The organism is Paraburkholderia sp. SUR17 (genome assembly GCF_029536165.1).
Classification (GTDB): Bacteria; Pseudomonadota; Gammaproteobacteria; order Burkholderiales; family Burkholderiaceae; genus Paraburkholderia; species Paraburkholderia kururiensis.
The window spans coordinates 455,439-475,524 of sequence record NZ_CP120508.1; the positions used below are offsets into that span (position 1 = coordinate 455,439).

Annotated in this window: 19 protein-coding genes and 1 pseudogene; 12 read left to right on the forward strand and 8 right to left on the reverse strand. The window is 65.8% G+C overall.

The annotated features are described in order from the left end of the window. Window positions 1–30 precede the first annotated feature (30 nt). A pseudogene (locus P2869_RS02070) lies at window positions 31–693 on the reverse strand (response regulator transcription factor); the annotation flags it as partial. A 263-nt stretch (window positions 694–956) separates the two neighbouring features. On the opposite strand from P2869_RS02070, the gene recA reads away from it, so the two are divergent. The 8 genes from recA to P2869_RS02110 all read left to right on the forward strand — a co-directional run bounded on the left by recA (window position 957) and on the right by P2869_RS02110 (window position 9,361). Further along, window positions 957–2,036 (forward strand): recombinase RecA, encoded by a 1,080-nt coding sequence (gene recA, locus P2869_RS02075; protein WP_199541685.1) that lies wholly within the window; start codon window positions 957–959, stop codon window positions 2,034–2,036. Beyond that, complete coding sequence (recX, locus tag P2869_RS02080; RefSeq protein ID WP_277598034.1) at window positions 1,990–2,670, forward strand: recombination regulator RecX; 681 nt, start codon at window positions 1,990–1,992, stop codon at window positions 2,668–2,670. The genes recA and recX overlap by 47 nt, the downstream gene beginning before the upstream one ends. A 184-nt stretch (window positions 2,671–2,854) precedes the next feature. Further along, window positions 2,855–3,604, forward strand: coding sequence for a DUF2889 domain-containing protein (locus P2869_RS02085; RefSeq protein WP_277597327.1), 750 nt, complete (start codon window positions 2,855–2,857; stop codon window positions 3,602–3,604). Beyond that, the gene (sucC, locus tag P2869_RS02090) at window positions 3,601–4,767 is read left to right on the forward strand and encodes an ADP-forming succinate--CoA ligase subunit beta (protein WP_017772797.1); all 1,167 of its coding nucleotides are present in this window, start codon (window positions 3,601–3,603) and stop codon (window positions 4,765–4,767) included. The genes P2869_RS02085 and sucC overlap by 4 nt, the downstream gene beginning before the upstream one ends. Before the next feature lie 119 nt (window positions 4,768–4,886). Next, window positions 4,887–5,768: a succinate--CoA ligase subunit alpha gene (gene sucD, locus P2869_RS02095; RefSeq protein WP_017772798.1), complete on the forward strand. Its 882-nt coding sequence runs from the start codon at window positions 4,887–4,889 to the stop codon at window positions 5,766–5,768. 161 nt (window positions 5,769–5,929) lie between these two features. Beyond that, on the forward strand, window positions 5,930–6,652 hold the full coding sequence (locus tag P2869_RS02100; RefSeq protein ID WP_017772799.1) for a TerC family protein: 723 nt from the start codon (window positions 5,930–5,932) through the stop codon (window positions 6,650–6,652). 311 nt (window positions 6,653–6,963) lie between these two features. Then, window positions 6,964–7,449, forward strand: coding sequence for a pilin (locus P2869_RS02105; protein ID WP_277598035.1), 486 nt, complete (start codon window positions 6,964–6,966; stop codon window positions 7,447–7,449). Window positions 7,450–7,576: 127 nt separating this feature from the next. Continuing rightward, window positions 7,577–9,361: a Wzy polymerase domain-containing protein gene (locus tag P2869_RS02110; protein WP_277597328.1), complete on the forward strand. Its 1,785-nt coding sequence runs from the start codon at window positions 7,577–7,579 to the stop codon at window positions 9,359–9,361. A 94-nt stretch (window positions 9,362–9,455) separates the two neighbouring features. Here the strand turns inward: P2869_RS02110 and moaC are convergent, their stop codons facing one another. After that, window positions 9,456–9,932: a cyclic pyranopterin monophosphate synthase MoaC gene (gene moaC, locus P2869_RS02115; protein WP_114809202.1), complete on the reverse strand. Its 477-nt coding sequence runs from the start codon at window positions 9,930–9,932 to the stop codon at window positions 9,456–9,458. A gap of 293 nt (window positions 9,933–10,225) precedes the next feature. Here moaC and P2869_RS02120 point away from each other — a divergent pair, with 293 nt between their 5' ends. Beyond that, window positions 10,226–12,088, forward strand: a complete 1,863-nt coding sequence (locus P2869_RS02120; RefSeq protein WP_277597329.1) for a M48 family metalloprotease — start codon at window positions 10,226–10,228, stop codon at window positions 12,086–12,088. 144 nt (window positions 12,089–12,232) lie between these two features. Here P2869_RS02120 and P2869_RS02125 read toward each other — a convergent pair whose 3' ends face one another. From P2869_RS02125 to P2869_RS02150, 6 genes are all read right to left on the reverse strand, one after another. Next, entirely contained in the window at window positions 12,233–12,820 is a 588-nt protein-coding gene (locus P2869_RS02125; protein WP_199541681.1) for a DUF2946 family protein, read from the reverse strand. Beyond that, window positions 12,813–13,889, reverse strand: coding sequence for an alpha/beta fold hydrolase (locus tag P2869_RS02130; RefSeq protein ID WP_277597330.1), 1,077 nt, complete (start codon window positions 13,887–13,889; stop codon window positions 12,813–12,815). Before P2869_RS02130 ends, P2869_RS02125 begins: the two co-directional genes overlap by 8 nt. 62 nt (window positions 13,890–13,951) lie before the next feature. Further along, window positions 13,952–14,398, reverse strand: coding sequence for a nuclear transport factor 2 family protein (locus tag P2869_RS02135; RefSeq protein WP_017772806.1), 447 nt, complete (start codon window positions 14,396–14,398; stop codon window positions 13,952–13,954). 170 nt (window positions 14,399–14,568) lie between these two features. Further along, on the reverse strand, window positions 14,569–15,594 hold the full coding sequence (waaF, locus tag P2869_RS02140; RefSeq protein ID WP_017772807.1) for a lipopolysaccharide heptosyltransferase II: 1,026 nt from the start codon (window positions 15,592–15,594) through the stop codon (window positions 14,569–14,571). Between the two features lie 244 nt (window positions 15,595–15,838). Then, a complete protein-coding gene (locus P2869_RS02145) occupies window positions 15,839–16,033 on the reverse strand; it encodes a zinc-finger domain-containing protein (protein ID WP_017772808.1) in 195 nt (64 codons plus the stop codon). Window positions 16,034–16,113: 80 nt separating this feature from the next. Further along, the gene (locus P2869_RS02150; RefSeq protein ID WP_114809197.1) at window positions 16,114–17,037 is read right to left on the reverse strand and encodes a branched-chain amino acid transaminase; all 924 of its coding nucleotides are present in this window, start codon (window positions 17,035–17,037) and stop codon (window positions 16,114–16,116) included. A gap of 336 nt (window positions 17,038–17,373) precedes the next feature. Here P2869_RS02150 and P2869_RS02155 point away from each other — a divergent pair, with 336 nt between their 5' ends. The 3 genes from P2869_RS02155 (at window position 17,374) to P2869_RS02165 (ending at window position 19,951) form a co-directional block, all read left to right on the forward strand. Beyond that, window positions 17,374–18,123, forward strand: coding sequence for an AzlC family ABC transporter permease (locus tag P2869_RS02155; RefSeq protein WP_017772810.1), 750 nt, complete (start codon window positions 17,374–17,376; stop codon window positions 18,121–18,123). After that, window positions 18,120–18,443 (forward strand): AzlD domain-containing protein, encoded by a 324-nt coding sequence (locus tag P2869_RS02160; protein WP_017772811.1) that lies wholly within the window; start codon window positions 18,120–18,122, stop codon window positions 18,441–18,443. The genes P2869_RS02155 and P2869_RS02160 overlap by 4 nt, the downstream gene beginning before the upstream one ends. A gap of 308 nt (window positions 18,444–18,751) precedes the next feature. After that, on the forward strand, window positions 18,752–19,951 hold the full coding sequence (locus tag P2869_RS02165; RefSeq protein ID WP_277597331.1) for a phosphoglycerate kinase: 1,200 nt from the start codon (window positions 18,752–18,754) through the stop codon (window positions 19,949–19,951). Window positions 19,952–20,086: the final 135 nt, after the last annotated feature.

The following is a 20,086-nucleotide window of genomic DNA, read 5'->3' on the forward strand; positions in this document are numbered from 1 at the left end:
TGCCGCCGACGCCGGTACGGGCGCCTGAGCCGCTTTTTCGAGGCAGTAGCCGAGCCCGCGCACCGTCGCGATGCGCACGCCGCCCGGCTCCAGCTTCTTGCGCAGCCGGTGCACGTAGACCTCGATTGCGTTGTTGCTGACCTCCTCGCCCCACTCGCACAGGTGATCGACGAGCTGTTCCTTCGATACCAGCCGGCCAATCCGCTGCAGCAGCACTTCGAGCACGCCGAGTTCGCGCGCGGACAAATCGAGCACCTGGTCGTTGATGCACGCAATGCGGCCGACCTGATCGAACGACAGCGCGCCATGACGCACGACCGTCGGTCCGCCGCCGGCGCCGCGGCGCGTCAGCGCGCGCACACGCGCTTCGAGTTCGTTGAGGGCGAACGGCTTGGCCATGTAGTCGTCGGCGCCGAGGTCGAGCCCTTTGACGCGTTCGTCCACGCTGTCCGCGGCCGTGAGGATCAGCACGGGCAGATTCGAGTTGCGGGCGCGCAGGCGGCGCAGCACCTCGAGCCCGGGCATGCGCGGCAGGCCGAGATCGAGTATCAGGAGGTCGAAAGACTGCATCGACAGCGCGGTATCCGCCTCCACGCCGTTCTTGACGTGGTCGACCGCATAGGCCGATTGGCGGAGTGATCGGACAAGACCGTCCGCGAGTATGCTGTCGTCTTCGGCAATGAGAATTCGCATGATGCGCCCAGCGTTGCTTGGGCCGGCGCCGTGTTGTCGCGCGGCGCTCAGCGCGGTCTCCAAAAGTGTCGTGGCGGCGGCGAGTGTGGGCTCCGGTACGAAGCCCGAACTCAGGAATCCGGCTTGCCGGGCTTGCCAAAACTACTGTTTTTTTATACAGTGTCTGAGATTCATGTGCAATCGCAGCGGCGCGTGTACCAACGTGTCCTGCAGCGGCCTGCACATCTGCCTCAGACGCCGTTCATCATAGCAAAGGACGATTCATGGAAGAAAGCAAGAAAGGCTCGGCTGGACTGACTGCTGAAAAGAGCAAGGCGCTTGCTGCTGCGCTCGCGCAGATCGAAAAGCAGTTCGGCAAAGGGTCGATCATGCGGCTCGGCGACGGCGAGGTAGTGGAAAACATCCAGGTGGTGTCTACCGGCTCGCTCGGCCTCGACATCGCATTGGGTGTCGGTGGCTTGCCGCGCGGTCGGGTGGTCGAAATCTACGGTCCTGAGTCGTCGGGCAAGACCACGCTCACGCTGCAGGTGATCGCCGAAATGCAGAAGCTGGGCGGCACGGCGGCGTTCATCGACGCGGAACACGCGCTCGACGTTCAGTACGCAAGCAAGCTTGGCGTCAACGTGCCGGAACTGCTGATCTCGCAGCCCGACACCGGCGAACAGGCGCTGGAAATAGCTGATGCGCTGGTGCGCTCGGGTTCGATCGACATGATCGTGATCGACTCGGTCGCGGCACTTGTGCCGAAGGCCGAAATCGAAGGCGAAATGGGCGACTCGCTGCCCGGTTTGCAAGCGCGTCTGATGTCGCAGGCGCTGCGCAAGCTCACCGGCACGATCAAACGTACGAACTGCCTCGTGATCTTCATCAACCAGATTCGCATGAAGATCGGCGTGATGTTCGGCAATCCGGAAACCACCACGGGCGGCAACGCGCTGAAGTTCTACTCGTCGGTGCGTCTGGACATTCGCCGTATCGGCTCGATCAAGAAGAACGATGAGGTGATCGGTAACGAAACGCGCGTGAAGGTCGTCAAGAACAAGGTGTCGCCGCCGTTCCGCGAAGCGGTGTTCGACATCCTGTACGGTGAAGGCATTTCACGCCAGGGCGAGATCATCGATCTTGGCGTGCAGGCCAAGATCGTCGACAAGGCAGGTGCGTGGTACAGCTATAACGGCGAACGCATTGGCCAGGGCAAGGACAACGCGCGTGAATTCTTGCGCGAAAATCCGGACATCGCCCGGGAAATCGAAAACCGTATTCGCGAATCCCTCGGCGTGGTTGCGATGCCGGCTGATGCGGGGCTGTCGGACGACGTCGAAGTCGCAGGCGAAGAGGAGTGATCGTCACGTGATGCGCAAGGGTCCGTCCGCGCCGGTGCCGCCTGCGCGGCTTGATCCACATGCTGCGGACCCTGCGCATCCAGGCGACGACACCACCGATGGGCCGGCGTTCAGCCGGTCCTCGGAACGCGCACGGTCCACGACCGCGCGCCCAAATTCATCGGCTGGCACCCAGCAGCGCCCCGGCCGTTCGCCCAAGGCGCGTGCGCTGGCTTACCTCTCTCGCCGCGAGTACAGCCGTTCAGAACTTTCTCGCAAGCTGATGCCGTTCGTCGAGGACGTCGGCGAACTGGATGCGCTGCTGGCATCGCTCGAGCGGGAAGGCTGGCTTTCGGATTCGCGCTTCGCCGAGAGTCTCGTTCATCGGCGGGCATCCCGGCTTGGCACCGGCCGTATTGTTGGCGAACTGAAACGGCACGCTGTGGGCGACACGCTTATCGAGCAGGTCAGCGCCCAACTTCGCGAAACTGAACTGGCGCGCGCTCAATCCGTATGGCGCCGAAAGTACGGCCAGCTTCCCGAAACGCCCGCCGAGCGGGCGCGTCAGGCGCGCTTCCTGGCCGCGCGTGGCTTTTCTCACGCCACCATCGCGAAAATCCTGAAGGGCATGGAAGACGACTGGCCCGAACCTTGATCCAGCCCTTCACGGAGGCCTCGCTGAGCCTTTTAGTCCGCGCCTGAATCTGGCACTCGGCTTCCGGTCTCGCGCACCTCAACGCCTGCAGGAGTGATGCGATACCTCCACGGGGTTTCCCCAAGTGGGAAATACCCGCTATGCTAAAATCGTGAGGTTTCTCAACACAGCCTCGCCTTTCCGCATGCCGCTTCCCCTGCCTGTCTCCCGCAAGTTGCGCCATACGCGTGCGATTCGGGCAGAAGCCTACGAGCGCGAAGACGGTTTATGGGATATCGAGGCATGCCTGACCGACCAGAAGCCGCGCGATGTGGCCCTTGCGTCGGGTGTCCGTCGCAACGGTCTGCCAATTCATGAACTCTGGCTTCGCATCACGATCGATCGGGAGCTCAATGTCGTCGACGCCGTCGCGTCGTCCGACTGGGTGCCCTATCCTGGTCAATGCGAAGCCGCCAATCCCGCTTATCGCGCCCTCATCGGGCTCAATCTGCTCCGTAATTTTCGTCGCGATGCTGCCCAACTGCTGGCCGGCACGGCGGGTTGCACGCACCTCACGGAGCTATGTGCCGTGCTGCCCACCGCCGCCATTCAGGCGTTCGCCGGCGACGTGTGGCATACGGGCGATAGCGCGCCGGAGCAGGGAAGCGAAAAGCGCGAGTCCGCTCGCAGCACGGACAACGGCAGGCGCACCGCAGACAACCCGCCTTTCCAGCTCGGTCGCTGCCACGCGCTGCGATTCGACGGCGAGGCGGTTCGACAGTTCTATCCGCGCTGGTACGGGCATGCGCCGCGCGACGCGGCGCGCGCGGCGGATTCCATTGAAACCGGCAGGCAGACGGACCGCGGCGGCGACGCCGACGGCGCGTCCGGCCTGAACAAGAAAAGCGGAAACGAAGTTCAATCCAACTCTCAGACTGAAGGGAATCACGCATGAAGATTCACGAGTACCAGGGTAAGGAAATCCTGCGGAAATTCGGAGTCGCGGTACCGCGCGGCAAGCCGGTCTTCTCGGTGGACGACGCCGTCAAGGCTGCTGAAGAGCTGGGTGGCCCGGTGTGGGTCGTCAAGGCGCAGATCCACGCGGGCGGTCGCGGCAAGGGCGGTGGCGTGAAGGTCGCGAAGTCGCTGGATCAGGTGCGTGAGTACGCGAACCAGATTCTCGGCATGCAGCTCGTGACGCACCAGACCGGTCCGGAAGGCCAGAAGGTGAACCGCCTGCTGATCGAAGAAGGCGCGGACATCAAGAAGGAACTGTACGTCGGTATCGTGATCGATCGCGTGTCGCAGAAGGTCGTCGTGATGGCCTCGAGCGAAGGCGGCATGGATATCGAAGAAGTGGCCGCCAAGACGCCGGAAGCCATCCACAAGGTCGCGGTGGAGCCGTCCACGGGCCTGACCGACGCCGAAGCCGACGGCCTCGCAAAGCAGATCGGCATTCCCGACGCTTCGATTCCCCAGGCACGCGCCATCCTTCAGGGCCTCTACAAGGGCTTCTGGGAGACGGACGCATCGCTCGCCGAAATCAACCCGCTGATCCTGACCGGCGACGGCAAGGTCATCGCGCTCGACGCCAAGTTCAACTTCGACTCGAACGCGCTCTTCCGTCATCCGGAGATCGTGGCGTACCGCGATCTGGACGAAGAAGACCCGGCTGAAGTGGAAGCGTCGAAGTTCGACCTCGCCTACATTTCGCTCGACGGCAACATCGGCTGTCTCGTGAACGGCGCAGGCCTTGCGATGGCCACGATGGACACCATCAAGCTGTTCGGCGGCGAGCCCGCGAACTTCCTCGACGTCGGCGGCGGCGCCACGACGGAGAAGGTCACGGAAGCCTTCAAGCTGATGCTGAAGAACCCGGGCCTGAAGGCCATTCTGGTCAACATCTTCGGCGGCATCATGCGTTGCGACGTGATCGCCGAAGGCGTGATCGCTGCGTCCAAGGCCGTGCATCTGCAAGTGCCGCTCGTCGTGCGCATGAAAGGCACGAACGAGGACCTCGGCAAGAAGATGCTGGCCGATTCCGGCCTGCCGATCATCTCGGCAGACAGCATGGAAGAGGCTGCGCAGAAGGTCGTCGCGGCAGCCGAAGGCAAGTAAAGGGCGCTTCACCGAACACGCATGGCGGCGCGACGCGCGTGAGCCGGCCAGCCCGCTGCAAGGCGCAGGCAGGCCGGACTGGGCGCATGGCGCGACGCCAAACGAACAGAGGTCAATACATGTCGATTCTGATCAACAAGGACACCAAGGTCATCACGCAGGGCATTACCGGCAAGACCGGTCAATTCCATACCCGTGCGTGCCGCGAATACGCAAACGGCCGTGAGGCGTTTGTTGCAGGCGTGAACCCCAAAAAGGCCGGCGAAGACTTCGAAGGCATTCCCATCTACGCGAGCGTCAAGGAAGCGAAGGCCGAAACGGGCGCGACCGTCTCGGTCATCTACGTGCCGCCCGCAGGCGCTGCCGCTGCGATCTGGGAAGCCGTCGAGGCCGACCTCGATCTCGCGATCTGCATCACGGAAGGCATTCCCGTGCGCGACATGATCGAAGTGAAGGACCGCATGCGCCGCGAGAACCGCAAGACGCTGTTGCTCGGACCGAACTGCCCGGGCACCATCACGCCGGACGAGCTGAAGATCGGCATCATGCCGGGTCACATCCACCGCAAGGGCCGCATCGGCGTGGTGTCGCGCTCGGGCACGCTGACGTACGAAGCGGTTGGCCAACTGACGGCGCTCGGCCTTGGCCAGTCGTCGGCAGTCGGTATCGGCGGCGACCCGATCAACGGTCTCAAGCACATCGACGTCATGAAGATGTTCAACGACGATCCGGACACGGACGCCGTCATCATGATCGGTGAGATCGGTGGTCCGGACGAAGCAAACGCCGCTTACTGGATCAAGGACAACATGAAGAAGCCGGTGGTGGGCTTCATCGCGGGCGTGACGGCGCCTCCGGGCAAGCGCATGGGCCACGCCGGCGCGCTGATCTCCGGCGGTGCGGATACCGCCGAAGCGAAGCTCGAGATCATGGAAGCCTGCGGCATCAAGGTCACGAAGAACCCGTCGGAAATGGGCCGCCTGCTGAAGTCGGTGCTGTAACCAGTAACGCGCCGGCCGCGCAACAGCGCGCCGCCGCGTTTTTCTGATACGCTTACGGAACCCTTTCGTGGCGTAACAAGACAGAGCGAGGGAGCGAAGATTGCTTCCTCGCTTTTTTTGTTGGCTGCGCGTTCGCCTCCTTCCACTCTTATTGCCTGTCCATGCTCGAGTTTTTCACGACACTCCATTGGCCCGCAGTCTTTCAGATCGTCATCATCGACATCCTGCTAGGCGGCGACAACGCAGTCGTCATTGCACTCGCCTGCCGCGATCTGCCGGCCAGCCAGCGCATGCGCGGCGTCATCTGGGGCACCGCTGGCGCCATCGTGCTGCGGGTGGCGCTCATCGCGTTTGCGGTCGTGCTGCTCGACGTTCCGCTGCTGAAGTTCGCGGGCGGCCTGCTGCTGCTGTGGATCGGCGTGCGCCTCGTCGCGCCTTCGCAGGAGGGCCACTCCAACGTCAAGCCGGCCGACAAGCTGATCTCGGCCATCAAAACCATCATCGTCGCCGACGCGGTGATGAGCCTCGACAACGTGATCGCCATTGCCGGCGCAGCCGAGCAGGCCGACCCGCAGCACCGCATCGCGCTCGTGATCTTTGGGCTCATCGTGAGCATTCCGCTCATCGTGTGGGGTAGCCAGCTCGTGCTGAAGCTGCTGGACCGCTTCCCGATCGTGGTGACGCTCGGCGCGGCGCTGCTCGGCTGGATCGCGGGGGGACTCATCATCAACGACCCTGCCGGCGACCGCTGGCCGATACTGGACACGCCTGTCGCGGAATACGGCGCTTCTATCGGCTGCGCAGTCTTTGTCGTAGTACTCGGATACGTGCTGAAGCGCCGCAACGAGCGACGAGCGACAGCGGGTTCCTCCGGCACGCATTGAGCCCGCCGCGGCTGAGCGAGGCGTGCCGCGTAAGCCGACCTCGCGGCATGGCCATCCGGCCGACTGCCGCGGCATGAGGTGGCTGGATACGATCAACGCCTGTCTCCATACGGAGGCAGGCGTTTTTCGTTCCAGGAGTTCGCCCGATGACCGTTCCCGTTTCCCTCTGCGTGCCGCCGCTCGCGCACGCCTCGATGCAGATCCCGCTGTCACATCAAGGCCGCTGCTGCCACCTTGTGTCGAGCCGGTCCACACGAGCCGTTCGTCACGCACGCGCCTTCGTCAACGCCGGATTCACGCTGATCGAACTGATGATCGTGCTTGCGATCGTCGGCGTGATCGCCGCGTATGCGATTCCCGCCTACCAGGACTATCTCGCGCGCAGTCGGGTAGGCGAGGGCTTGTCGCTGGCAGCGTCGGCGCGCCTCGCGGTGGCGGAGAACGCCGCGAGCGGCAACGCGTTCGGCGCGGGCTTCGCCTCGCCGCCCGCCACACGCAATGTTGAATCCATTCGCGTGGATGAGAACACGGGCCAAATCGCGATCACCTTCACCCCACGCGTGGCCGCTGCGGGCGCCAACACGCTGGTGCTCGTGCCCTCGGTGCCTGACAACGCCGACGCTCCCACCGCCCGCGTCGCGCTCGTTCAAGGCACAGCCCAGGCAGGCGCCATCACGTGGGAATGTTTCGCGGGCGGCAAGGCGGCGTCCTCGCTACCGGCACCGGGCTCGGGGCCTATGCCTGTCGATGCCGCCACGCTTGCAGGCAACCTTGCACCACCGGAGTGCCGTGCCTGAGGAAGGGACAGCAAACGCGCGAAGGGGGGCATGGTGCTGAAATGGTCGCCGTATTCGCACCACGGCAACCGCACAGCCCGGGAAAAGTTTTGTATAGTGCGCCGGTTGCTGATGCCGCCGGTTACTCATGCCCTCTTCCTTTGCGCGTTTTCTTTCTCTCGTTCTGCTTGCTGCCGCGTTGATTCTTCCGTACGCGGTCGTCAACCATACGTACCCCATCCCGACTTTCTATGCCGAATTCACCGCGCTGGCGCTCTACCTGCTGACCGCGGGGGCCATGGTGCTGCTCGTCGGCACGTCGCGGCCGCGTATCGCATTTGCCTCACCGGCCGTCGCGCTTGTGCCGCTGTTGTTCGGTGCGTTGCTCATTGCGCAGTCGTTCGTACTTCCAGTGCAGCAGCCCTCGATGAACTGGCTGGGCGGCGGCTTCCTGCTCGCGGCATTCGTAGCCGCACACACGGGCTACGGCTTTGCGCGCGCGAACATGGCGGACACGGCGTTGCGCTGGGGCGCATACGCGTTGCTGCTCGGCGGCCTGTTTGCCGTGTTCTGCCAGGTCATGCAGCTGTTTCATCTGGAAGCGAAGGTCTCGCCCTTTGTCGTGGCCTACAACATCACGGTGGATCGTCGTCCGTTCGGCAACATGGCGCAGGCCAACCACCTCGCGACCTACATCGCGTTCGCGATGGCCGCCGCGCTCTATCTGGTGCAGACGCGGCGCCTGCCCGTCCTGCTCTGGGGACTCCTTTCGGTGATCTATGCCACTGGACTCGCATTGACGGTTTCCCGCGGTCCGTGGCTGCAAATGGGCGTGATCGTGGTGGCCGGGTTCTGGATGGCGTTTGCCGAGGCGAAGCGCAACCTGGCCTTTCGGCGCAGCAGCTGGCAGTGGCTGATTCCGGTCGTGCTCGCCGTGCTGTTCGTCGTCGTCAACGCAGCGGTGCGCTGGGCCAACGTGCATTACCACCTCGAACTCGGGGAGTCGGCGGCCGACCGGTTCCGCGACGCCGGACAGATCGCGCCACGCCTCGCGCTCTGGAAATACGGCTGGACGATGTTCAAGATGCACCCGCTCTTCGGCGTGGGTTGGGGCGAGTTCCCAGGCTATCAGTACCAGTTGGTCAAGACGCTCGGCGGCGTGGAGATCGCGAACAACTCGCACGACATCTTCATCGACCTGCTGGCGAAGACCGGCGTGGCCGGCTTCGTGGTGGCCGTGGTCGGGCTTGTCGCGTGGCTCGTGCGGGTGCTGCGCGCGCCGCATACCGCGGGACGGGTCTTCGGCGTCGCGCTGATCGGTGTGCTGGTGATGCACGCGCTTGTGGAGTACCCGCAGCAGTACATGTTCTTCCTGCTGCCCGCGATGTTCGTCTTCGGGTTGCTCGAAACGAAGCCGTTGCGGCTTGTTCCGGAAAGGGCGTCGTTTGGTCTCTACACGGTGATCGTGTTCGGCGGACTGGCTGCGCTTTATCCGGTCTATCGCGACTACACCCGCGCCGAGGTGCTGTACTACGGCTCGCGTCCCGCCGAGCAGTATCGTGCGGATCCGTCGTTCCTGTTCGGCGCGTGGGGTGAGTACGGTCTCGCGACGCTTCTGCCCGTCGACGCCAACGACTTGCCGCACAAGCTCGCCATGCACCGCCGGGCGATCGCGCTATTGCCCGGCGAAACGGTATTGCGCCGCTATGCCGTGCTGCAGGCCCTGAACGGCGATACGGCGGCGGCCTTCGATACGGTCGGGCGTCTGAAGATCTTCGCGCAGGAACTGCACGACTGGCCGTCGCAACTGGCGTCGCTGTACGACCTGTGCGACGAGCAGCCGTCGCTTGCGGGTTTCAAGGCGGAGCTGGTCAAGAAGTACGGCACGCCGCCTCCGGGCGCGAACCAGCAGGACGACGAAGGGGACGACTAATACGCCGCGCCGGCCACGACGGCGGCTTCAGGGCCGCCGCCGCGGCCGGCGGGTTTGCGCCTGAGGCTGCATAAGCGTGTGCCTCGGGCTACGGTTAAGCCGCCACCCAATCCCCCGACTTCCCCCCATGCTTCTCCATCACCTTCACATCGGTGATGGTCATTCCGCGATCGACGGCTTTGCACATGTCGTAGACGGTCAGCAGACCGACCTGCACGGCCGTGAGCGCCTCCATTTCCACGCCGGTGCGCCCGAACGTCTCGACCTGCGCCGTGCAATGCACGCCGGGTAGCGTTTCGTCGAGTGCGAAGTCCACCGCCACGCGCGTGAGCGCGAGCGGGTGGCACAGCGGGATCAGGTCCGCGGTGCGCTTCGCGCCCTGGATCGCCGCGATACGGGCCACGCCGATCACGTCGCCCTTTTTCGCGCCGCCGTCGCGGATCAGCGCGAACGTCTCGGGCAGCATGCGGATCGAGCCGCGCGCCACGGCGATGCGTTTGGTTTCCGCCTTGGCGCCCACGTCCACCATATGCGCTTTGCCGGAGTCGTCGAAATGGGTGAGTTCGGACATCGTCTGGCTCCTTGAAAGGGCGCCTATCATAGCAGCGCCCGGCGTTTCCGACGGTGTGCCACGGTGCCATCGGGGCATGGTCCAGCGGCTACCAGCGGCTACAATAGCCGTGCTTTCCGAACACCTTCAAGCCGGCCTCTGCGAGCGGACAAGCTCGCGAAAAGCGCACTGGGGTTTCATGCCGCATCGTCGTGCGTGGTGAGGCGCCCGGCCGGTTTCATCGAACACTGCCAATGCGTCCAGACAGGCTCCTTGCTGTATGGTTGTGCGCTGCCCTCGCGGTGCCGCCGGGCATGTTCGCGCAAGCCCAGCCCGTCGTTGCACCTCGCGCGGCGGTGCAGTCGACCAGCGGTGGCATCGGGTCCGGCACCGCGACAGCAGGAGCCGGCGCGTCCGCCACCACCAGCGCCGCTGCAACTACCACCGACGCCCCCGACGCCGCAGCGACCGCCCGCGCCCCAGCGCCCATCGGCACCAACGCCACCACGCGCCCAGTCGCACCAGGCAACCTCACTTTCGGCAAGACTCTTCCTCGCGAAGCGGCTGTCTCCAGCGAAGCGCCGCTCGAAAGCGCGTTGTCCGCCAGCTACGCCGAACCGCTCCTGCCGCCCGACATCGCCCAGGGCGTATTCGGCACCTACGGTGGCGCGCAGGCGCGGCTGTCCGGCCGGCCGGGCGCCAACGCCAGTCTGCGCGCGCCGACCTGGTACCAGCAACTGCCGGACCTCGGCGACGGCTCCGGGGGCTCGCTTTCTCCCGAGGCCGAACGAAAGCTCGGCGAGCGCGTCATGCGCGAGATTCGGCGCGACCCCGACTACGTCGACGACTGGCTCGTCACCGATTACCTGAACGCCATTGCGACGAAGCTCGCCTCGGCCGCAAGCGACCAGTTCATCGGCGGCTACCGGCCGGACTTCGAAGTCTTCGCCGTGCGCGACGGCCAGATCAACGCGTTTTCCATGCCCGGCGGCTTTATCGGCGTGAACACCGGGCTCATTGCGTCGACGCAGACGGAGTCCGAACTGGCGTCCGTGATCGGGCACGAGATGGGCCACGTGCTGCAGCGGCACATCGCCCGCATGCTCGCCGCCAACGAGCGCAGCGGCTACGCGGCGCTCGCGGCGACCCTGTTCGGCGTGCTTGCGGGTGTGCTCGCGCGCAGCGGCGATCTGGGCAGTGCAATCGTGCTGGGCGGCCAGGCGTATGCGGTCGACAATCAGCTGCGCTTTTCGCGTTCCGCGGAGCGCGAAGCGGACCGCGTCGGTTTTCGCCTGCTCACGGGCGCCGGCTACGATCCCTACGGCATGGTGACCTTCTTCGAGCGGCTCGATCGCTCGGCGATGGGCGATACGGGCGTGCCGGCTTACGCCCGCACGCATCCGCTCACCGTGGAGCGCATCGCCGACATGGAGGACCGCGCACGCCGGTCGCCGTATCGGCAGCCGCGGCAGTCGGCGGAGTACGGGTTCGTGAGGGCGCGCGTGCGCGTCATGCAGGACCGCTCGCGCAGCGACTACGCCGACGCGATCGCGCGTTTGCGCTCCGAGATCGAAGACCGCACGGCCATCAACGTGGCGTCGAACTGGTACGGCATGGCCTACGCGCAACTGCAACTGGAGCAGTACGATGCCGCCGCCGCGTCGCTTGCGAATGCGCGCAAGGCATTCACGACGTTCGAAGTGCATGAGGGCGACAGCACGCGCAGCTCGCCGAGCCTCGACGTGCTCGCCGTCGAAATTGCGAGCCATGCCGGCCATAACGATGAAGCGTTGAAGCTCGCGGCCGCCGCGCAACGCGCCTGGCCGGCGTCGCATGCAGCCGTAGACGCGCGGCTCAAGGCGCTGCTCGCGGCGCACCGTTTCGCCGACGCCCAGGAACTTGCGGCAAACGAAACGAAAGCGGAGCCGCAGCAGTCCGCGTGGTGGTTCTACCTGGCGCAGGCGAGCGTGGGAACGGGCGATGCGCTCACGCAGCATCGCGCGCTCGCCGAGAAGTTCGCGCTGGAAGGCGCCTGGCCTTCGGCCATCCGCCAGTTGAAGGAGGCACGCGATCTGAAGTCGGTGGGGTACTACGATCTCGCGACCATCGACGCCCGCTTGCACGACTTCGAGCAGCGCTACAAGGAAGAGCGCGAGGACGAGAAGAAGAACGGTTGACGCGCGCGGGCGAATTGGCGGCTTCGCGACTCCAGCGATTCACCGGGCCGGCCCGAGCCGCCAAACCTGCTACGGCCGCGCGGCCCGGTTCGCGAGGCTGACGCGCACGACCGTTATCCCGGCCACTGTCCGCGCGGCCTCCTGCTAACTCCGCTCCCGCTTTTCAGCATCCGCCGGACTCGCAACGAACCCGAACCGCGCAGCCACCTCGTCGCGGCGGATCGGACGCAGCGTGAGCGCCTGGTCGGCACGCCAGTGGAACGTGCCGCTCGCGCCGTCATCGGCCAAGGTGGCGTGCGTGGAGAACAGCTCCAGATCGTGATCGTGGAGCACGGCCACCTTCGGCGGCTGGGATGCATCCGAAAACAGCACGCCGCCCGTGTCGTCGATGAACGCCGTTGCGGGCTCGAAGGCCGAGCCCGTCTGATCGGCGAGCATGAGCTTGCCGTCCGCGCCGCAGTGAAGCCGCACCACCCACGGCGTATAGCCGAGTTCGACGTAGACGCGCTGCGGCCCGTTCTGGAAGAACCACTGGCCCTTCTCGTCGCACGCGTAGTTGCGGTTGATGAAGCCCAGCAGCGCCGTGTGGCGGATCGGGTCGCCGGCCGCGCCCTGGGCCTGGGCGGCCTCGTCGCGCATGCGCCATTGGCCGCGCGCGTCGAGCAGCAGCCACCCCGTGCAATGCGGGACATTGGGCCAGCGCGCGAGCGCCTGCTTGACGATGTCATCCATGATCGACAAACGATTCGAGATAGCTCAGCACGTGCGTCGCGAGCCAGCCGTAGCGGCCCGGAAACGGGCCGGTCATGAAGCCGACGTGGCCGCCGTGCAAGGGCTGTTCGAGCCGGACCGACGCGGCCACGTCGTTCTGCGCGGGCAACGCGGTGCCGGGCAGGAACGGGTCGTTGCGTGCGTTGAGCACGAGCGTCGGCACTTTGATCTCGCCGAGCAAGGGACGTACCGTGGCGCGCGTCCAGTAGTCGTCGGCGTTGCGAAAGCCGTGTAGCGGCGCGGTGACCACGTCGTCGAACTCGTACATGTTGCGCGCGCTGAGCATGGCGTAGCCGTCGAAGAGCCCCGGATACTGCGTGAGTTTTTGCTGCGCCTTCACCTTGAGCGTTTTCAGGAAGCTGCGCGTATAGATCATGCCGAAGCCTTCGGCCAGCATCTTGCCGCCGGCATGTACGTCCAGCGGCGCGGAGATCGCGGCGGCAGCGGTCACGATGGATGCGTCTTCGCGCCGTTGACCGAGCCAGTGCAGCAGCACGTTGCCGCCCAGCGAGACGCCCGCGGCCACGAGCGGCCCGCGATGCTGCCGACGCAGACGCCGCAGCACCCAGTCGACCTCGCTCGAATCGGCGAGGTGATAGAAGCGCGGCATCAGGTTCAGCGGCCCGCTGCAGCTACGGAAGTGGGGCACCACAGCACGCCAGCCGCGCTCGCGTGCGGCGGCCGCCATGGCACGCGCGTAATGCGAGGCGGAGCTGCCCTCCAGACCGTGGAACAGCACGAGGAGCGGGGCGTCCGCCGCAATGGGCGCGGCACTCCCGTGGTCGAGCCAGTCGAGTTCGATGAAGTCGCCGTCTGGCGTGTCCCAGCGCTCGCGCCGGTACGTGACGACGGGCAGCCGCGCGAACAACGCGGGAACGATGGTTTGAGCATGGCCGCCCGGCAGCCAGAAAGGCGCGCGATAGCCGCTTGCGGCGGTGTCTTGCGCGAGAGACGGCTCGATCCCGTCGGCGCGTAACGTCGGGTTGGATGAATTCGTGGGAGCGGAAGCGGGATCGCGCATGGTGCTCATGGTGCTGGCGGCGGCGCCGTGGGCGAACGCGAGCGTCGCCGCTCAGTGACGCCTCGGGGCGCTCAGTGCAACGCGCCCTGGCCGTGGCGCATTTTTGCGGCGAACTGGCTCGCGGCGTCGTCGGGCATGCGGCTCGCGTGGATGTGCGCCATGCGCCATTCGCCGCGCTCGTGAACCATCACGTAGGTCGTGAAGACCATTTGCGGCGTGGCGACCGGATCGGCTGGCCGGTGGGCTTCCGCAATTGCGTAGACCACGGTGCCGAGGCTGTCGTAGACGCGCACGTCGAGCGGTTCGATGGAAACTGGCTGGGCTCCCAGCTGCGCCGCGAGGCCCGTGCGGATGGCGTCGAGCCCGTGCAGATGCGAGCCGTCCGCGCAGATGTAGCTCACGAACTCTTCATCGATCCACATGCCCATCAGGCTGTCGATGTTGACTTCCGCGACGGCCTGGTACCAGGCGTTGAGGGTATCGGCAGCAGCTTCGAAGATGTGGGCAAAACGTGGCATGGCTCGTCGTTCGTATGCGCAGAGGGCGCGTGGGTTGCGGGCGGCGGTCAGCGGGCCAGCCGCGAGCATGCCAGCGCTGCGAGACGCGAACATGACGCTGGCACGACGGCCGGTAATTGCCTCGGGACACGGCCGCGCCGCGGCCCGGTCCCCATTGCGGCTGCTCGCCGCTAGCGTTGCGCGAGCAGCATGCCGCGCAGGTCGCTGAACACCTGTTCGGCGCTGAGCTGACGCAGGCAGTTCAGGTGGCCGAGCGGACATTCGCGCTGAAAACAGGGGCTACATTCGAGATGGAGCCATTGTACCTTCGCGAGCTCCGAGAGGGGCGGGGTGTGGCGCGGATCGGTAGACCCGTACACCGCGACGAGCGGGCGGCGCAGCGCCGCGGCCACGTGCATCAGGCCCGAGTCGTTGGTCACCACGGCGCTCGCGCGCGAAATCAGCGCGCACGCCTCGCCGAGCGCGGTCTGGCCGCACAGGTTGCGCACGTTCGGCGCCTCGTCGGCAATGGCCTGAGCGAGCGGGGCGTCTTTCGGCGAGCCGAGCGCGACGATCTGCGTGTACGGAAATGAGCGGGCGATGATCTGCGCGAGCGCCGCGAAGTGCTCGGGCGGCCAGCGTTTGGCGGGGCCGTATTCGGCGCCGGGGCAGAACACGACGAGCGGCACGCGCGTGTCCAGATTGAAGCGAGCCGAGACGCGCGAGGCCTCGTTCAGGTCCGATTCGAGCCGCGGCATGGGCAGGTCGTCGGGTATCTTCGCGCCGGGCGCGTAGGCGAGCGCGGCGTAGTGGGCGGCCATGGGCGGACGCTCGTCCTTGCGCGGATTCGCGTGGCGCACGTTGAGCAGCCCGTAGCGGCTCTCGCCCGTGTAGCCGATGCGCAGCGGAACGTGCGCGAGCCACGGCACGAGCGCCGACTTGAACGAGTTGGGCAGGACGTAAGCGGCGTCGTAGCCCACATCGCGCAGGTCGCTCGCCAGTTGCCAGCGGCGCAGCATCTGCAGCTTGCCGTGGGCGAGGTCGGTGGCGTAGACGTCGCGAATCTCGGGCATGCGTTCGAGCACGGGCGCAACCCAGGTGGGCGCGACGGCATCGATCTGGAGGCGCGGATGCAGTTTCACGAGCCGCGAGAGAAGCGGCTGCGCCATGAGTGCGTCGCCAATCCAGTTCGGTGCGATAACGAGCGCGCGGCGCATCAGTAGAAGTATCCGGAAATGAGCAAACGCGCCGCACTGGAGGGTGCGGCGCGTGGGTAGTGGGAAGGACGCGGGTGCGGGCCGTGGGCAGTACGAGTCCCGTACGACCCTCGCGCGAAGCCCGCGGTGTAGCAGCGCGGGCCGTGCGTCCGGCGGGGCGCCTCAGCGCGCCCGGCGAGTAGTGGCCCCAGAGCAAGCGCCCGGTGGAGCCCTCGCGGGCGCTCAGTGGCCCCTCGGTGGCCCCTCAATGGCCCTTCACGACCTCGCCGTCACGCAGCTTGTAGCGCGTGCCGCAGTAGGGGCAGCGCGCCTCGCCGTGGGTCACGTCGATGAAGACGCGCGGATGCGTGCTCCAGCGCGGCATCGACGGATTCGGGCAGTACGCCGGAAGATCTTTTGCCGACAGTTCGACCAGCGGCATTTCCTTGATTTCACTCATGGGGACGTTTCTCGTTGTTGCTGTAGCCAGGTCACAGCCGGCGGCGCGTTGCAGGCGCGCGGCGCCGCTGTGAACCTGCGTCAGATTTTCGTGAGCCAGTCTGCGTATTGGGCGTTCTTGCCCGAGACGACGTCGAAGAACATCGACTGGAGCTTTTCCGTGATCGGTCCGCGCGAGCCGCTGCCGATCGTGCGGTTGTCGAGTTCACGGATCGGCGTGACTTCGGCGGCCGTGCCCGTGAAGAAGGCTTCGTCGGCGATGTACACCTCGTCGCGCGTGATGCGCTTCTCGATGACCTCGATGCCGGCGTCTTTCGCGAAGCGGATCACCGTGTCGCGCGTGATGCCGTCGAGGCACGACGAAAGGTCCGGCGTGTAGAGCTTGCCGTTGTTCACGAGGAAGAAGTTTTCGCCCGAGCCTTCGGAGACGTAGCCGTCCACGTCGAGCAGCAGCGCTTCGTCATAGCCGTCGGCGGTGGCTTCCTGGTTGGCGAGAATCGAGTTCACGTACCAGCCCGACGCCTTCGCGCGAACCATCGAGATGTTCACGTGATGGCGCGTGAACGACGACGTCTTCACGCGGATACCCTTCCTGATGCCGTCTTCGCCGAGGTAGGCACCCCACGGCCAGGCCGCGATGGCGACGTGGATGGTGTTGCCCTTGGCCGAGACGCCGAGCTTTTCCGAGCCGACCCAGATGATGGGGCGCAGGTAGCACGATTCCAGCTTGTTCTCGCGCACCACTTCGCATTGCGCGGCCGCGAGCGTCTCGTGGTCGAACGGCACGTCCATCTGGAAAATCTTCGCCGAGTTCAGCAGGCGCTTCGTGTGCTCTTTCAGGCGGAAGATCGCGGTGCTGCCGTCGGCCGTCTTGTAGGCGCGCACGCCCTCGAATACGCCCATGCCGTAGTGCAGGGTGTGGGTGAGCACGTGGATGGTGGCGTCGCGCCATTCGATCAGCTTGCCATCCATCCAGATCTTGCCGTCGCGGTCGGCCATTGACATACGATTCTCCAGGCGGTGCGGTTACGGATGTGTCCTGCGGGAAAGCCGCCTTGCGCGGAAGGCACGGCGGGCGCACCTCAAGCGGCCCCGTGCGAACGGGCGAGGCGCGGCGCGACAGCGTGACACGTGAATCCGGCGAGCGGCGAAGACCGCCATTTTAGCGTCTTTTGCCCAAAGAACGGGCATTTCGCCCGCTGCCGACGCTATAATTCTGCGTCCACATAAGACAAATTCCGACGCGCGGACGGGCGCTGCAAGACACGGCGCCCTCAGAACGGCTGCCGCGCGTGCACCTTGCGCTGCCTCGCGCGGCGCTTGCTCCGCTCCCGCTTCCTCATGTCCTGCGCCCGTTTCACCGAAGTCGATCGCCGTGCCTTCAAGGAAGGCTTGCGCGCCTATTCGCCCACGCTGATGGCGATCTTCTCGTGGGGCCTCGTCACGGGCATCGCGATGAGCAAGTCGGTCATGACGATTCCACAGGCGCTCGGCATGTCGCTGCTCGTCTATGCGGGCTCGTCGCAGCTGGCCGTGCTGCCGCTGCTCGCCGCGAAGCTGCCCATCTGGACCGTGCTGCTCACGGCCGCCATGGTCAATACGCGATTCGTGATCTTCAGCGCCGGCCTTGCGCCGCATTTCTCGTATTTGCCGCTGTGGCGGCGTCTGTTGATCGGCTATTTCAACGGCGACGTGATTTTCCTGCTGTTCCAGAAAAAGAGCTTCCAGCACGGCTACGTGCCGGGCAAGGAGGCGTACTTCTGGGGCATGGCCGGCGCGAGCTGGCTGTCGTGGCAGGTGTCGTCGGTGGCGGGCATTCTGCTCGCGAGCCTCATCCCGGATAACTGGGGCCTTGCGCTCGCCGGCACGCTCGCGCTCATTCCGATCATGGTGTCGGCCATTGCCACGCGCTCCACGCTCGTTGCCGTGACGATCGCGGGCGTCGTCGCGCTGATCGCGTTCGACCTGCCGTACCGGCTCGCCCTGCCGCTCGCCGTGCTGGCGGCGCTCGCAGCGGGCGCCGCGGCGGACATGCTGATCGAGCGCGCGGACCTGCGCCGCATCCACGACGGCACCGGAGGTTCGTCATGAGCGCAACGCAGATGTGGCTCGTCATCGCGGGCATGACGGTTGTCACGGCGATTACGCGCGCGCTGTTCCTGCTGGGCGGCGAGCGCACGGTGCTGCCCGAGCGTGCGCAGCGCGCGCTGCGCTATGCGCCGGCTGCGGCGCTGGCCGCCGTGGTGCTGCCCGACGTGCTGGAAACGTCGGAGGGACTCTCGTTCGCGCTTTCCAACCACGAGTTTTACGCCACGGTTGCAGGTCTTGCCTGGTTCTTGTGGCGCCGCAGCATGCTCGGCACGATCGTGACCGGCATGCTGGCATTCACTGCGCTGCGTCTCCTGTTCTGATTGGGTCGGAAGATGTGCTGCATTGCGTCATGCGGGGCGATCCCAAATAGGGGGCATGCGGCGCAGCCGGTCTCAGAACGACATGGCTATCGGCTAAAATGCCCTTCTTGCGGACCGATGCAGCGAGACGCCGGTGCGGCGGCTCGTGGCTGCGCGAGGGCACCTGAAATCGTGCGCCCCATGCAAGGCGCGCCGGGTTGCCCGGAACTGCGCGAGGCCGTCCGAAGTCGTCCGAAGCCGTGAATGGCCCGACCGCCGGGCTGCACGTCGTCCGCCACCGCCTTCCCACCATCAACGCACTGTCAATCATGAACCAGGTACTGCGTCTCTCCGATCTGATCTCCGAAGGCAAGCTGTCCGGCAAGCGCGTGTTCATCCGTGCCGATCTCAACGTGCCGCAAGACGATGCGGGCAACATCACCGAAGACACGCGCATCCGCGCCTCGGTGCCCGCCATCCGCGCCGCGCTTGACGCCGGTGCGGCCGTGATGGTCACGTCGCACCTCGGCCGTCCCACGGAAGGCGAGTTCAAGCCCGAAGATTCGCTCGCGCCCGTGGCGAAGCGACTTGCCGAACTGCTGGGCCGCGACGTGCCGCTCGTCGCGAACTGGGTGGAGAACGGCGTGAACGTGACCCGGGGCAACGTGGTGCTGCTCGAGAACTGCCGCGTGAACAAGGGCGAAAAGAAGAATTCGGACGAGCTCGCCCAGAAGATGGCGAAGCTCTGTGACATCTACGTCAACGATGCCTTCGGCACCGCGCACCGCGCCGAGGCCACCACGCACGGCATCGCGAAATACGCGCCGGTGGCGTGCGCCGGCCCGCTGCTTGCGGCGGAACTGGACGCTCTCGGCAAGGCGCTCGGCGCGCCGAAGCGCCCGCTCGTCGCTATCGTGGCGGGCTCGAAGGTTTCCACCAAGCTCACCATCCTGAAGTCGCTCGCCGAAAAGGTGGATCAGCTGATCGTGGGCGGCGGCATTGCCAACACATTCATGCTCGCGGCCGGTCTGAAGATCGGCAAGTCGCTGGCCGAAGCCGATCTGGTCGAAGAAGCGAAGGCGATCATCGAGGCAGCGAAGGCGCGCGGCGCGTCGGTGCCCATTCCTGTGGACGTCGTGACGGCGAAGGAATTCGCGGCCACGGCGAAGGCCGAGATCAAGGCCGTGGCGGACGTTGCCGACGACGACATGATTCTCGACATCGGACCGGAAACGGCGAAAACGCTCGCTGCGCAGCTGGAGAAGGCCGGCACGATCGTCTGGAACGGCCCGGTCGGCGTGTTCGAGTTCGACCAGTTCGGCAACGGCACGAAGACGCTCGCGCAAGCCATCGCCAATTCGCCGGCGTTCTCCATTGCGGGCGGCGGCGATACGCTCGCGGCCATCGCCAAGTACGGCATCCACGACAAGGTCAGCTACATCTCCACGGGCGGCGGCGCGTTCCTCGAGTTCCTCGAAGGCAAGAAGCTGCCCGCCGTCGAAGTGCTCGAATCGCGCGCGGCGGCCTGAGATGGCCTCACGCGCCCGTGCAGCGAAGCCGGCTTCGGCCGGCACACGCGCGTCACGCCCGGCAACCGCTCACGGGCGCACCGCTTCAGCTTCATCCACGAACGCCTCTACCGATCAAACCGCCCGCGCGGCGGC

What these genes read in the sequence shown, in the direction of transcription:
- P2869_RS02160 (WP_017772811.1), top strand. Translation starts at nt 18,120, where the DNA reads ATGAGCGCAACGCAGATGTGGCTCGTCATCGCGGGCATGACGGTTGTC.
- recX (WP_277598034.1), top strand. Translation starts at nt 1,990, where the DNA reads ATGCGGGGCTGTCGGACGACGTCGAAGTCGCAGGCGAAGAGGAGTGAT.
- sucD (WP_017772798.1), top strand. Translation starts at nt 4,887, where the DNA reads ATGTCGATTCTGATCAACAAGGACACCAAGGTCATCACGCAGGGCATT.
- P2869_RS02100 (WP_017772799.1), top strand. Translation starts at nt 5,930, where the DNA reads ATGCTCGAGTTTTTCACGACACTCCATTGGCCCGCAGTCTTTCAGATC.
- P2869_RS02125 (WP_199541681.1), bottom strand. Translation starts at nt 12,820, where the DNA reads ATGGATGACATCGTCAAGCAGGCGCTCGCGCGCTGGCCCAATGTCCCG.
- P2869_RS02165 (WP_277597331.1), top strand. Translation starts at nt 18,752, where the DNA reads ATGAACCAGGTACTGCGTCTCTCCGATCTGATCTCCGAAGGCAAGCTG.
- P2869_RS02155 (WP_017772810.1), top strand. Translation starts at nt 17,374, where the DNA reads ATGTCCTGCGCCCGTTTCACCGAAGTCGATCGCCGTGCCTTCAAGGAA.
- sucC (WP_017772797.1), top strand. Translation starts at nt 3,601, where the DNA reads ATGAAGATTCACGAGTACCAGGGTAAGGAAATCCTGCGGAAATTCGGA.
- P2869_RS02145 (WP_017772808.1), bottom strand. Translation starts at nt 16,033, where the DNA reads ATGAGTGAAATCAAGGAAATGCCGCTGGTCGAACTGTCGGCAAAAGAT.
- P2869_RS02085 (WP_277597327.1), top strand. Translation starts at nt 2,855, where the DNA reads ATGCCGCTTCCCCTGCCTGTCTCCCGCAAGTTGCGCCATACGCGTGCG.
- P2869_RS02120 (WP_277597329.1), top strand. Translation starts at nt 10,226, where the DNA reads ATGTTCGCGCAAGCCCAGCCCGTCGTTGCACCTCGCGCGGCGGTGCAG.
- P2869_RS02105 (WP_277598035.1), top strand. Translation starts at nt 6,964, where the DNA reads ATGATCGTGCTTGCGATCGTCGGCGTGATCGCCGCGTATGCGATTCCC.
- P2869_RS02110 (WP_277597328.1), top strand. Translation starts at nt 7,577, where the DNA reads ATGCCCTCTTCCTTTGCGCGTTTTCTTTCTCTCGTTCTGCTTGCTGCC.
- recA (WP_199541685.1), top strand. Translation starts at nt 957, where the DNA reads ATGGAAGAAAGCAAGAAAGGCTCGGCTGGACTGACTGCTGAAAAGAGC.
- waaF (WP_017772807.1), bottom strand. Translation starts at nt 15,594, where the DNA reads ATGCGCCGCGCGCTCGTTATCGCACCGAACTGGATTGGCGACGCACTC.
- P2869_RS02135 (WP_017772806.1), bottom strand. Translation starts at nt 14,398, where the DNA reads ATGCCACGTTTTGCCCACATCTTCGAAGCTGCTGCCGATACCCTCAAC.
- P2869_RS02130 (WP_277597330.1), bottom strand. Translation starts at nt 13,889, where the DNA reads ATGAGCACCATGCGCGATCCCGCTTCCGCTCCCACGAATTCATCCAAC.
- moaC (WP_114809202.1), bottom strand. Translation starts at nt 9,932, where the DNA reads ATGTCCGAACTCACCCATTTCGACGACTCCGGCAAAGCGCATATGGTG.
- P2869_RS02150 (WP_114809197.1), bottom strand. Translation starts at nt 17,037, where the DNA reads ATGTCAATGGCCGACCGCGACGGCAAGATCTGGATGGATGGCAAGCTG.